This is a genomic window from Neisseria sp. P0019.S002 (genome assembly GCF_051957155.1).
Classification (GTDB): domain Bacteria; phylum Pseudomonadota; class Gammaproteobacteria; order Burkholderiales; family Neisseriaceae; genus Neisseria; species Neisseria perflava.
Map to the genome: position 1 here is coordinate 81,036 of NZ_JBQCWS010000003.1, position 12,109 is coordinate 93,144.

Genomic DNA, 12,109 nt, shown 5'->3' on the forward strand with positions numbered 1-12,109 from the left:
ATTCCGTCATCACTTGCGAATCGTGCTATAATTGCCAGTTATCTTTTTTTTAAGCAACCAGCTAAACCTTATAAATTATCATGAAACAAATCCGCAATATTGCCATCATCGCCCACGTCGACCATGGCAAAACCACATTAGTTGACCAATTGCTGCGCCAGTCCGGTACATTCCGTTCCAACCAGCAAGTCGAAGAACGCGTCATGGACAGCAACGATCTTGAAAAAGAACGCGGCATTACCATTCTCGCTAAAAATACCGCCATCGAATACGAAGGCTACCACATTAACATCGTAGATACCCCGGGACACGCCGATTTTGGTGGCGAGGTGGAACGTGTATTGGGCATGGTTGACTGCGTCGTACTGTTGGTTGACGCACAAGAAGGCCCTATGCCGCAAACCCGTTTCGTGACCAAAAAAGCCTTGGCTTTGGGTCTGAAACCTATCGTTGTTATCAACAAAATCGACAAACCGTCTGCCCGTCCAAGCTGGGTTATCGACCAAACATTCGAATTGTTCGATAACTTGGGTGCAACTGACGAACAATTGGACTTCCCTATCGTCTATGCTTCCGGCCTGTCCGGCTTTGCCAAACTGGATGAAAACGACGAGAGCAGCGATATGCGTCCTCTGTTCGAGACCATTTTGAAACACACGCCTGCACCAAGCGGCAGCGCGGACGAAACGCTGCAACTGCAAATTTCCCAACTGGACTACGACAACTACACCGGCCGCCTCGGTATCGGTCGCATCCTGAACGGCCGCATCAAACCCGGCCAAGTCGTTGCCGTTATGAATCATGAAGAACAAGTTGCCCAAGGCCGTATCAACCAACTATTGGGTTTCCAAGGCTTGGAACGCGTACCTTTGGAAGAAGCTGAAGCCGGCGATATCGTGATTATTTCCGGTATCGAAGACATCGGTATCGGCGTAACCATTACCGACAAAGACAATCCTAAAGGCTTGCCTATGTTGAGCGTAGACGAGCCGACCCTGACCATGGACTTTATGGTCAACACTTCTCCTTTGGCCGGTACTGAAGGCAAATTCGTGACTTCCCGCCAAATCCGCGACCGCCTGCAAAAAGAATTGCTGACCAACGTTGCCCTGCGTGTTGAAGATACTGCCGATGCCGACGTATTCCGCGTTTCCGGCCGTGGCGAATTGCACCTGACCATTTTGTTGGAAAACATGCGCCGCGAAGGCTTTGAATTGGCAGTCGGCAAACCGCGCGTGGTATTCCGTGAAATTGACGGTCAAAAATGCGAGCCTTACGAAAATCTGACTGTGGATGTGCCGGATGAAAACCAAGGCGCGGTCATGGAAGAACTCGGCCGTCGCCGTGGCGAATTGACCAATATGGAAAGCGACGGTAACGGTCGTACACGTCTGGAGTACCACATTCCTGCACGCGGCCTGATCGGTTTCCAAGGTGAATTTATGACCTTGACCCGCGGTACCGGCTTGATGAGCCACGTTTTTGACGACTATGCTCCGGTTAAACCTGATATGCCCGGCCGTCACAACGGCGTACTGGTTTCTCAAGAGCAAGGTGAAGCTGTTGCTTACGCCCTGTGGAACTTGGAAGACCGCGGCCGTATGTTCGTTTCTCCAAACGACAAAGTCTACGAAGGGATGATTATCGGTATTCACAGCCGCGACAACGACTTGGTGGTAAACCCTCTGAAAGGTAAAAAACTGACCAACGTCCGTGCCAGCGGTACAGATGAAGCCGTGCGCCTGACTACGCCGATTAAATTAACTTTGGAAGGTGCAGTTGAGTTCATCGACGATGACGAACTGGTTGAAATCACGCCACAATCCATCCGCCTGCGTAAACGCTACCTGAGCGAATTGGAACGTCGCCGTCATTTCAAAAAACTAGACTAATTCTGTTTGATTGATACGTTTTAAAATTGAGGCCGTCTGAAAAGTGTTTTGGAAATCCTAGATTTCATTTTTACACTTTCAGACGGCCTTTTATCATCTGTTCAAATAAAGTAAATCGGCATTTCTTCCGCTTGTACTGCCGCCTCATCAGTACGATCATTCTTACGATATTGCCCCGGCGATATCCCATATTGCTTTTTAAATGCCTTGCCAAAATGCGTTTCCGATTGAAAACCGACCGAGAGCGCAACCGATAAAACCGAATCCGCCGTCTGTTTCAATAATAATGCCCCCTGTTGCAAGCGAATACTGTTAACAAAGGCGTGCGGGCTTGTTCCCGTCTGCTGCTTAAATACTCGCATCAACTGGGCGCGAGATAAGTTGGCAATCGCGGTCATTTTCTCGATATTCCACTCCTCTTCCGGCTTATCCACTACTGCCTGAAGCAAATTCCGCAGGCGTTTGTCCTGCCAACCATTCAGCAAACCGCTTAATTGCGCTTCCCCATTTTTCTCCAGGCTGGCTCGAAGTAGAAATACCAGCAACACCGAAGCCAATGCATTCACAACCGCTACCGAGCCGGACAAAGCCTGACCGCTCTCATACTGCAACAATGCCACCAAATACTGTAAAGAAGGATGGTTGATATTCAGCAAAACCGTGTCAGGCAGACCCGCCATAATATCCGCCTGCGCTTCATATTCAAACCGCGCGCAGAAAAGATGCAAAGCCGCATCGCCTCCTGCATGACTTCGCTTGACTTTAAATGCGCCTTTTTCACTCGTCAGCACGTTGACGCCAAGATTTTCACAACTGCTGTCGTTGCTCAAAGTATGCCCTACGCTGCGCGGAAAAAAAATGATATCCCCCGCACTCAGCAGCCTGGCCTCTTGCTCCCCATCAATTCGGATATAACCCGAACCGGCAGTGACGATATGCACCAAACCATGCGCACGCTTTGGCTCATGCCGCACATACCACTCCCCCCGAAAAAGACATTGAACATCCACGCTGCCTTTTACCTGCGCCAATTTGACCAGCCTATCCAAAATATCCATAGTGTTTTTTACCAATAAATGAGATTTTTTGACGATTTAAATCTTCAAATTATTGCAATAATACACAAACCAAACACAAACGGATAGGATTTTTTATCTTATCCACTCACATTAAGAAAGGACATATCATGTTTAAAGACTGGCCTGAACATACCGCCTTGGTAAAAAAAGCATTCGGAGAACTGGGTAAAAACCATCCTAAAATGCTGCAAGCCTACGGCGCACTGGATCAAGCAGCCGCTGCCGAAGCACTGGATGCCAAAACACGCGAACTGATTGCCATTGCCGTTGCCATTACCACACGTTGCGAAAGCTGCATCAGCGTGCATGCAGCTGCCGCAGCCAAAGCAGGGGCAACCGAAAGCGAAATCGCCGGCGCATTGGCCACCGCTATCGCACTGAATGCAGGTGCCGCTTATACCTACGCTTTGCGCGCTTTAGAAGCAGTAGAAACCCAACGCTAAATCGGTTTGTAAAATCAGGCCGTCTGAAAGCCGACTCCCCTTTCAGACGGCCTGATGAAATGCTAAACTGATAAAGTTATCATATATTGTTTTCTGTCTAATAGGAGATTGAACCATGAAGAAACTGCTGACCGCCGTACTATTCGCCGCCGCTGTTGCCACTCCTTTGGCCGCTTCCGCTGCCTCTATGCCTAAAGTTGAAAAAAGCGCGGCACAACCTGCAAAAGCAAAAGGCGTTTGGATTGATGTCCGCTCTGCCGAAGAATTCAAAGAAGGCCATTTGCAAGGTGCGCTCAATATTCCACACGACCAAATCGTTGAACGCATCAAATCCGTCAGCCCGGATAAAAACGCACCGGTTAACCTCTACTGCCGCAGCGGCCGCCGAGCAGAAGCTGCGCTAACTGAGCTGAAAAAAGCCGGTTACACCAACGTAACCAACCATGGCGGTTATGAAGACTTGGTGAAAAAAGGTTTGAAATAAATCTAGTTGATTTTAAAAAGGCCGTCTGAAACTTTTCAGACGGCCTTTATTGCCATTACAGACAGCAACTTCCAAATCTCAAACGTTTGCTGAGACCTGTTTCGTGAATCAATTGTTTGATAACCAAAATATTGGTGTTATCAGCTAACGCGCGAATGCTGTGCGCTTCCATCGGCTCAAGACGGATAACTTGCAAGCCTTCAGTCTGCAAAACTTCGTCCACCGTTTTGATTTCGGCTTTGCCGTTTAAAACCAAAAGCAAAATAATCGCATCCGCCTCATATGCCGGAATTTCATTATTCTTCTGCAGTGAAAGCTGAACAATCTCCTGATTGCCGTCTGAAGCAATCACGCCGCCCAATAAAGCTTTGGGGTCTAACTCATAATGTTTCATTATTATCCTTTCCGCCCAAACGTTGCCGATTCGTGGACAATCGCTTAAGCAAACCAGTACAATACCGCCCATCTTACCGATAGACACAATATTGTCACATGAACATATTAATCTCAAACGACGATGGTTATCTTGCGCCCGGTTTGGCTGTTTTGGCAAGAGTGTGCGCAGAATTTGCCAATGTCAGGGTGGTTGCGCCCGAACGCGATCGCAGCGGCGTCAGCAATTCCCTGACTTTAGACCGTCCTTTACAACTGAAACAGGCGGAAGACGGGTTTTACTATGTCAACGGCACACCCACCGACTGCATTCATGTCGGCCAACACGCCCTCGCCGATTTCAAACCCGACTTAGTCTTGTCCGGCATTAACAACGGCGCAAACATGGGCGATGATACACTTTATTCCGGTACGGTTGCCGCCGCGACTGAAGCCTATTTGATGGGCATTCCCGCCATTGCTTTCTCACTCGCAGATTCCAGCGGCCGTTATTGGGAAACCGCAGAAAAAGCCGCTTGGATGCTGCTTTCCTACTTTCTCAAACGCCCTATTTCCAAACCCATCTTATGGAACATCAATATCCCTGCCGTCGCACCTGAAGATATCCAAGGCATGAAAATTACACGGCTCGGCCGTCGTCATCATGAACAAAGCATTGTTCCCATGTATAATCCACGTGGCGAACAAATTTATTGGATTGGGTCGGTCGGCGATGTTTCCGACAGCGAAGAAGGTACCGACTTTGGCGAATGTGCAGCCGGCTTCATCACGATTACCCCCCTGCAAGTCGATTTGACTGCCTACGGACAAATGGAGCAAACCGCTTCCTTTTGGTCAGAAATCCCTGCGCCTTAACAGTCCCTAACAGCCGAACACTTGAGAAACAAGCATATTTTTATTATGATATGCTCCGACGAGAACAATTACCCGAATACGAAAGTCATTAACATGTTGAAAAAAAGTGTATCTTATGCCGGATCGGCAGCTTTGGTTTTATTACTTGCAGCCTGTGCCAGCCAACAACCGGCTCCTGTAGTCGTCGGCACACAAAGCGGTGGTTCAACAACAAACTCTACCGCTGACAATCCTTACGGTGCAGCGCCTTACAATACCAACACCAGCCCAGCGGCAGACGCTCCATACACTCCGCCGGCAAGTACACCTGCTCCAACATATAACAGCGGCAGCACCGGCACTTACACGCCTTCTTACGCGCCTGTTGATATTAATGCAGCGACACATACTGTTGTTCGTGGTGATACCGTTTACAACATCTCCAAACGCTACAACATTACCCAAGACAATCTGCGTGCATGGAATAACTTGGCCGACAACACCATCAGCATTGGTCAAACCCTCCGTGTGAAACCTGAAGGCTACGTTGCACCTGCAGCTTCTGCAAGCAAACCTTCTACTCCAACAACTACAACCACTGCTCCGACTCCAAGCACTCCTGCCAATACACCAACCGTGTCTACCGGCAGCAGCCGCAACGTTAGCGGCATCACATGGCAGCGTCCGACTACCGGTAACGTTATTGCCAACTTCGGCGGCAGCAACAAAGGTGTAGATATCGCCGGTACACAAGGTCAGCCTGTCGTTGCAGCGGCAGACGGTAAAGTCGTTTACGCAGGCTCAGGCTTGCGCGGTTACGGCAACTTGGTCATCATCCAACACAACTCCTCATTCTTGAGCGCATACGGCCACAACCAACGCCTGCTGGTTAATGAAAACCAAACCGTTAAACGCGGTCAAACCATTGCGCACATGGGTAATACCGATGCATCCCGCACTCAGTTGCACTTTGAAATCCGTCAAAACGGCAAACCAGTCAATCCGGCAAATTATGTTGCCTTCTAAGCTGATTCAAGCAACCTAATTTCAATTCAATCCCTGCCTAAATGTCATTTAGGTAGGGATTGTTTGTACCGGTTTCCCATGAAATTTCATCTTCCTCTTCTTTATACCCTGCTATTGGGCGGTTGCGCCGCGTTTTTGCCATCATTGGACGAACGCACCCAAAGCAGTTATCTTGACATCCCTTCAACGCCGCGACTGGACAGCGCCTTAGGTATTCCTTCTACTCCCTCCAAGGCCGATATTTCCCATATCTATCTGCTGAACGATGCCCATGAAGCCTTTGTCGCCCGTGCCGCCCTGATTGAATCCGCCGACCATACCCTCGATTTGCAGTACTATATCTGGCACAACGACATCTCCGGCAAGCTTTTGTTCAACCTGATTCATCGCGCGGCCGAACGCGGCATCCGTGTGCGTTTGCTTCTGGACGACAACAACACCAACGGCATGGATGATCTCCTGCTTGCACTCGACAATCATCCCAATATCGAAGTCCGTCTGTTTAATCCCTTTATTTTCAGAAAATGGCGTGCACTCGGCTATGTTACCGACTTTCCGCGACTTAACCGCCGGATGCACAACAAATCGTTTACCGCCGACAACCGTGCCACCATTTTGGGCGGACGCAATATCGGCGACGAATATTTTAAGGTTAACGACGATACCATCTTTGCCGACCTCGATATCCTCGCCACAGGCCGCGTAGTAACAGAAGTGTCCCAAGACTTCGACCGCTATTGGGCAAGCCATTCCGCCTACAACGCGACCAGCATTATCAAACGGGGAAACCTGAAAAAAGGATTGGCAGAGCTTGATTACACCGACCAAGATAAAAATCAAACGCTCATCCGCTACCGCCAAAGCATCGAACACTCCAGCCTCTATCAAAAAATGCAGAGCAACCTTATGGAGTGGCAAAGTGTCAGCACACGCCTGATCAGCGATGACCCGGCTAAAGGCTTAGACCGCGACCGGCACAAACCGCCTATTTCCGAACGCCTGCAAGACGCTCTCAAGCAACCTGAAAAAAGCGTTTACCTTGTTTCCCCTTATTTTGTACCCACAAAATCGGGCGTTAAAGCCATAGAAAAGCTGATTCACAACGGGGTGGACGTTACCGTCCTGACCAACTCCCTCCAGGCGACCGACGTTGCCGCCGTCCATTCCGGCTACGTCAAATACCGTAAGCCCTTACTTAAAGCCGGGGTCAAACTATACGAACTCCAACCCAACCACGCCGTTCCGACCTCCAAAGACCGCGGCTTAACCGGTAGCTCCGCCACCAGCTTGCATGCCAAAACATTCATCGTGGACGAGAAACGCATTTTCATCGGCTCATTCAACCTCGACCCACGTTCCGCACGGCTCAATACCGAAATGGGTGTCGTCATCGAAAGTCCCGAAATCGCAGGCCAAATGCAGCGCACCCTCGTAACGACCACTCCAAGCTACGCCTATCAGGTAACGCTTGGCAATTACAATAAACTATACTGGTATGACCCAAGCGAAAAACGAACTTACGCACAAGAACCAGAAGCCAAATTCTGGAAACGGGTTACTTCAAAAATCCTATCCATCCTGCCCATAGAAGGATTATTATAGAGGCCGTCTGAAAACGGAAATCATGCTGCCGAAGGAACTCACTATGTCTCGACTCATCTGCAAAACCCTATTTGTTTGTACCACCGGCCTATTGTTGGCCTCCTGCGGCACCACCGGCAAACACAAATCCCACAAGCCACAAACAACCGCCAGAAAAGTCCAACCTGTCCGCATTTCCCATATCGACCGCACCCAAGGTTCGCAGGAATTGATGCTTCACAGCATGGGCCTAATCGGCACGCCCTACAAATGGGGCGGCAGCACCACATCCACAGGCTTTGACTGCAGCGGCATGATCCAATTCGTCTATAAAAACGCCCTCAACGTCAATCTGCCACGCACCGCGCGCGATATGGCCGCAGCCAGCCGTAAAATTTCCGATGACAAATTAAAAGCCGGCGATCTGGTCTTTTTCAATACCGGCGGCGCACACAAATATTCCCATGTCGGCCTCTACATCGGCAACGGCGAATTCATCCACGCCCCCAGCAGCGGCAAAACCATCAAAACCGAAAAACTTTCCACCCCGTTTTACGCCAAAAACTATTTGGGCGCACATACCTTTTTTACTGAATAAATCAAGGCCATCTGAAAGGTATCGCAACATCATCGATACCTTTCAATCTATTGCTGATGAGTAAAGCTTGATTGCAAGATAGGCCCATGCAAAAATTTACCCATAACAAAGCAATAGAAAGATAACACACAGTTTCAACAACTTAAATCATCTTCCGCCCTGTCATTTTGTAAGTACAAACCATCAAGGATATATCATGCACACAGAATCCGTTCTAACCCTTCTCAAAACCCTGCAAAACCAAATCTGCGCCGCGCTGGAGCAAGAAGATGGCGAAGCCAAATTTGTGCATGAAGCATGGACGGGGAAACTGGGCATCGGCGAAACCCGCGTATTGAAAAACGACGCAGTATTCGAGCAGGCAGGTGTGAATTTCTCGCATGTAAAGGGAACCCAAATGCCGGCTTCTGCTACGGCCCATCGTCCTGAATTAGCAGGCGCGGCGTTTGAAGCCATGGGCGTGTCGCTGGTCATTCATCCGAAAAATCCTTATGTCCCGACCAGCCATGCCAATGTGCGCTTTTTTATTGCCTACCCTGAAAATGCCGAGCCGGTTTGGTGGTTTGGCGGCGGCTTTGATTTGACGCCGTTTTATCCTTTTGAAGAAGATATCGTGCATTGGCACACAGTGGCGCGGGACGTATGCGCGCCATTTGGCGAATCGGTTTATCCTGAATTCAAACAATGGTGTGACGAATATTTCTATTTGAAACACCGTAACGAAACACGCGGCGTGGGCGGCCTGTTTTTTGACGATTTAAACCGCTGGGATTTCGATACCTGCTTGAATTTTATCAAGGCAGTCGGGGAAGGCTATATCGCCGCGTATCTGCCGATTGTGGCAAAACGCAAAAATACGCCTTATGGAGAACGTGAACGCGATTTCCAACTCTACCGTCGCGGACGCTATGTCGAGTTTAACTTGGTTTGGGACAGAGGCACGCTGTTCGGCCTGCAAAGCGGCGGCCGTACGGAAAGCATTTTGATGTCCATGCCGCCTTTGGTACGCTTCGAGTATCAATATGTGCCGGAAGAAGGTTCACCCGAAGCACGCCTCAATCAATTCCTCATACCGCGCAACTGGCTGGAAGAAGCCGGCAGATAGCTTTACCTATCAAAGGCCGTCTGAAAAGCGATTCTCACTGGTTGAGACTACCTTTTCAGACGGCCTTTGCTTCAATTGTTTTGAATTTGCATACCTTTGCCTATTGCGCTGTTTCATCTCTATAGAGTTTTTGAGACAATGCGCCCATATAAAAATCACCTCACAAACCACACTAAAAAGGAATAATCGGTGAAACGCATTTTCTTATTTATCGCAACCAATATCGCAGTTCTGGTTGTCATCCGTGTTATTTTGGCCATCTTGGGCATCAACAGCACCGACCAAGTCGGCAGCCTACTGGCTTATTCCGCAGTCGTCGGCTTCAGCGGCTCGATTGTCTCCCTGCTGATGTCGAAAACCATCGCCAAACATTCGGTCGGCGCCGTCGTCATCGACCAGCCCCAAAGCGAAGAAGAAGCGTGGCTGTTGGCAACTGTTGAAGCGCAAGCCCGCCAATGGAATCTGAAAACGCCCGAAGTAGCCATTTACGACTCCCCAGAGCCTAATGCCTTTGCAACCGGCGCGACCAAAAACAGCTCGCTCGTCGCCGTCAGCACCGGCCTGCTCGACCACATGACCCGCGATGAAGTCGAAGCCGTTTTGGCGCATGAAATGGCGCACGTCGGCAACGGCGATATGGTAACGCTGACGCTGATTCAAGGTATTGTGAATACTTTTGTTGTCTTCTTGGCGCGTATCGTTTCCAGCATGGTAGCGCGCAACAATGACGGCAGTACGTCGCAAGGTACATATTTCATGGTCAGCATGGTATTGCAAATCGTATTCGGCTTCCTTGCCAGTATCATCGTGATGTGGTTCAGCCGCCAACGCGAATACCGCGCTGATGCGGGTGCTGCAAAACTGGTGGGCGCGCCAAAAATGATTGCCGCCCTGCAACGCTTGAAAGGCAACCCCAGCGATTTGCCGCAAACCATGACGGCAATGGGCATTGCCAGTGAAGCCAAAGATTCTTGGTTCAGCACCCATCCTTCTTTGGACAACCGCATCAACCGTTTGAAAAACCGCTAATCGAAAAACATCAAGGCCGTCTGAAACATCCATTTCAGACGGCCTTTTTTTTATTTCCTCATCAAAGCCCGCTTGATGATAATCATCCAGTCTTTCTTATCCAACAGCGGCCGCTGGTTAAACACGTCATATTTGCAACCGTCCAGCTTCTGCAAAATCAACTGGCCGCCGACAATAATCATGCGCAGCTCAAAACCGATTCGTCCTTTGAGGGTTTTGCCCAACGGCGAACCGGCCTTCAGCATTTGAAAGGCACGCTGGCACTCGTGCGCCATCAGTCGTTGAAAAGCAAAATCGGCTTTACCGGCCGCAATCTGCCCTTCGCTGACTTTGAACTTCTGCAAATCTTCCTGAGGGATGTACACGCGCCCTTTCTGCCAATCTACCGCCACGTCCTGCCAGAAATTAATCAGCTGCAAGGCAGTGCAAATGCCGTCGCTTTGCGCCATGCTCACTTCATCGGTTTGCCCGTACAAATGCAGCATAATGCGCCCCACCGGATTGGCGGACAAGCGGCAATAGGCAATCAATTCGCCAAAGTTTTCATAACGAGTTTTGACCACATCCTGACTGAACGCCGCCAGCAAATCATAAAACGGCTGCAACGGTAATTGAAACGGCTCAATCGCTTCGTTGTACAAGCGCTGCATCAAAGCCGTTTGCGGTTTCCCGCCTTGTGCAATGCGGTCTAACTCTGCCTTTAGTTCGTCCAGTTGGCGCAGGCGTTCGGCTGCTTCGGTATTGCCTTCGTCGGCAATATCGTCCGCCGTCCGTGCAAAAGCGTAAACGGCGTGAACCGGCTTGCGCAAACGGCGCGGCAGCACAATGGAGCCGACAGGGAAGTTTTCGTAATGATTGACTGACATGGGAAATCCGAAAATTTAAAATAAAGTGTTTTTGCTGACAGGCCGTCTGAAATTCAGACGGCCTTACGTTTGGCCGCAAAGAAATCCTGCAATACGCTTTGGCATTCTTCTGCCAATATGCCGCCCAAAATTGCGGTATGCTTGTTCAGACGTTTGTCGGCAAACAAATCGACCACGCTGCCTGCCCCTCCGGTTTTAGGTTCGGTTGCACCATAAATCACGCGCCCGACCCGCGCCTGTATCAAGGCAGATGCGCACATGGAGCAAGGCTCTAAGGTGATGTACACGTCGCAATCTTCCAAACGGTAGTTTTGTAAAGCTTTGCCTGCGGCGGCAAGTGCGTTGATTTCGGCATGATGGCTGACATTGTAGTCGCCAATGCAAGTATTGTGTGCCGCTGCGATTACCTCGCTTTGATATACGATGACCGCGCCAACGGGCACTTCGCCCAATACCGCCGATTGTCTGGCCTGTTCTATCGCCAGCCGCATAAAGGCTTCCATATCGTTTTGAGAAGGGAAAACGGCAACAGGCGGATGGTTTTTTAATGCCTCGCCCAGCTCCGTCTTTTTCTCCTCGGAAATATGCCGGACATCCACATCCGAAACCAATGCGTCCAGTTGCCACAAGGTGCTTTTGGTTACGGTCAAACCCGACGCTTTCAGCAATAAAAATGCGCGGACTGCGCCGATTTCCTGTAAATCTTCCAGTGTACAAATATCCAATTCTTTTAGCGCGGCCAACGTCTTAGGCGCAAGTGGTGGCGTGGTCAGCATGGA

General features: G+C 49.8%; 13 protein-coding genes. 9 read left to right on the forward strand and 4 right to left on the reverse strand.

What is annotated here, in order from left to right; translation table 11 throughout:
• Positions 1-80: 80 nt before the first annotated feature.
• Entirely contained in the window at positions 81-1,892 is a 1,812-nt protein-coding gene (typA, locus tag ACTHTY_RS05705) for a translational GTPase TypA (RefSeq protein WP_107723336.1), read from the forward strand.
• A gap of 101 nt (positions 1,893-1,993) precedes the next feature.
• Here the strand turns inward: typA and ACTHTY_RS05710 are convergent, their stop codons facing one another.
• A complete protein-coding gene (locus ACTHTY_RS05710; RefSeq protein WP_440366734.1) occupies positions 1,994-2,950 on the reverse strand; it encodes a cupin domain-containing protein in 957 nt (318 codons plus the stop codon).
• 128 nt (positions 2,951-3,078) lie between these two features.
• Here ACTHTY_RS05710 and ACTHTY_RS05715 point away from each other — a divergent pair, with 128 nt between their 5' ends.
• Positions 3,079-3,414 carry a carboxymuconolactone decarboxylase family protein gene (locus ACTHTY_RS05715; protein ID WP_003686488.1) on the forward strand — a complete coding sequence of 112 codons (336 nt, stop codon included), beginning with the start codon at positions 3,079-3,081 and terminating at the stop codon, positions 3,412-3,414.
• A 115-nt stretch (positions 3,415-3,529) separates the two neighbouring features.
• Entirely contained in the window at positions 3,530-3,898 is a 369-nt protein-coding gene (locus ACTHTY_RS05720) for a rhodanese-like domain-containing protein (protein WP_049351660.1), read from the forward strand.
• A gap of 55 nt (positions 3,899-3,953) precedes the next feature.
• Here ACTHTY_RS05720 and ACTHTY_RS05725 read toward each other — a convergent pair whose 3' ends face one another.
• Entirely contained in the window at positions 3,954-4,292 is a 339-nt protein-coding gene (locus tag ACTHTY_RS05725) for a hypothetical protein (RefSeq protein ID WP_004520298.1), read from the reverse strand.
• Positions 4,293-4,390: 98 nt separating this feature from the next.
• Here ACTHTY_RS05725 and surE point away from each other — a divergent pair, with 98 nt between their 5' ends.
• From surE to htpX, 6 genes are all read left to right on the forward strand, one after another.
• Positions 4,391-5,146 carry a 5'/3'-nucleotidase SurE gene (gene surE, locus ACTHTY_RS05730; protein ID WP_440366735.1) on the forward strand — a complete coding sequence of 252 codons (756 nt, stop codon included), beginning with the start codon at positions 4,391-4,393 and terminating at the stop codon, positions 5,144-5,146.
• 93 nt (positions 5,147-5,239) lie between these two features.
• Complete coding sequence (locus tag ACTHTY_RS05735; protein WP_440366736.1) at positions 5,240-6,151, forward strand: peptidoglycan DD-metalloendopeptidase family protein; 912 nt, start codon at positions 5,240-5,242, stop codon at positions 6,149-6,151.
• 78 nt (positions 6,152-6,229) lie between these two features.
• A complete protein-coding gene (locus ACTHTY_RS05740; protein WP_440366737.1) occupies positions 6,230-7,753 on the forward strand; it encodes a phospholipase D family protein in 1,524 nt (507 codons plus the stop codon).
• A 43-nt stretch (positions 7,754-7,796) separates the two neighbouring features.
• Entirely contained in the window at positions 7,797-8,330 is a 534-nt protein-coding gene (locus tag ACTHTY_RS05745) for a C40 family peptidase (protein WP_150537788.1), read from the forward strand.
• Between the two features lie 196 nt (positions 8,331-8,526).
• Complete coding sequence (gene hemF / locus ACTHTY_RS05750) at positions 8,527-9,435, forward strand: oxygen-dependent coproporphyrinogen oxidase (RefSeq protein WP_440366738.1); 909 nt, start codon at positions 8,527-8,529, stop codon at positions 9,433-9,435.
• A gap of 189 nt (positions 9,436-9,624) precedes the next feature.
• Positions 9,625-10,464, forward strand: a complete 840-nt coding sequence (htpX, locus tag ACTHTY_RS05755; protein ID WP_188209657.1) for a protease HtpX — start codon at positions 9,625-9,627, stop codon at positions 10,462-10,464.
• Between the two features lie 50 nt (positions 10,465-10,514).
• Here the strand turns inward: htpX and hpnC are convergent, their stop codons facing one another.
• On the reverse strand, positions 10,515-11,330 hold the full coding sequence (hpnC, locus tag ACTHTY_RS05760; protein ID WP_440366739.1) for a squalene synthase HpnC: 816 nt from the start codon (positions 11,328-11,330) through the stop codon (positions 10,515-10,517).
• A 53-nt stretch (positions 11,331-11,383) separates the two neighbouring features.
• On the reverse strand, positions 11,384-12,106 hold the full coding sequence (tadA, locus tag ACTHTY_RS05765) for a tRNA adenosine(34) deaminase TadA (RefSeq protein ID WP_440366740.1): 723 nt from the start codon (positions 12,104-12,106) through the stop codon (positions 11,384-11,386).
• Between the last annotated feature and the right edge of the window lie 3 nt (positions 12,107-12,109).

Coding starts and splice junctions, on each gene's coding strand:
- typA (WP_107723336.1), top strand. CDS start 81: ATGAAACAAATCCGCAATATTGCCATCATCGCCCACGTCGACCATGGC.
- ACTHTY_RS05710 (WP_440366734.1), bottom strand. CDS start 2,950: ATGGATATTTTGGATAGGCTGGTCAAATTGGCGCAGGTAAAAGGCAGC.
- ACTHTY_RS05715 (WP_003686488.1), top strand. CDS start 3,079: ATGTTTAAAGACTGGCCTGAACATACCGCCTTGGTAAAAAAAGCATTC.
- ACTHTY_RS05720 (WP_049351660.1), top strand. CDS start 3,530: ATGAAGAAACTGCTGACCGCCGTACTATTCGCCGCCGCTGTTGCCACT.
- ACTHTY_RS05725 (WP_004520298.1), bottom strand. CDS start 4,292: ATGAAACATTATGAGTTAGACCCCAAAGCTTTATTGGGCGGCGTGATT.
- surE (WP_440366735.1), top strand. CDS start 4,391: ATGAACATATTAATCTCAAACGACGATGGTTATCTTGCGCCCGGTTTG.
- ACTHTY_RS05735 (WP_440366736.1), top strand. CDS start 5,240: ATGTTGAAAAAAAGTGTATCTTATGCCGGATCGGCAGCTTTGGTTTTA.
- ACTHTY_RS05740 (WP_440366737.1), top strand. CDS start 6,230: ATGAAATTTCATCTTCCTCTTCTTTATACCCTGCTATTGGGCGGTTGC.
- ACTHTY_RS05745 (WP_150537788.1), top strand. CDS start 7,797: ATGTCTCGACTCATCTGCAAAACCCTATTTGTTTGTACCACCGGCCTA.
- hemF (WP_440366738.1), top strand. CDS start 8,527: ATGCACACAGAATCCGTTCTAACCCTTCTCAAAACCCTGCAAAACCAA.
- hpnC (WP_440366739.1), bottom strand. CDS start 11,330: ATGTCAGTCAATCATTACGAAAACTTCCCTGTCGGCTCCATTGTGCTG.
- tadA (WP_440366740.1), bottom strand. CDS start 12,106: ATGCTGACCACGCCACCACTTGCGCCTAAGACGTTGGCCGCGCTAAAA.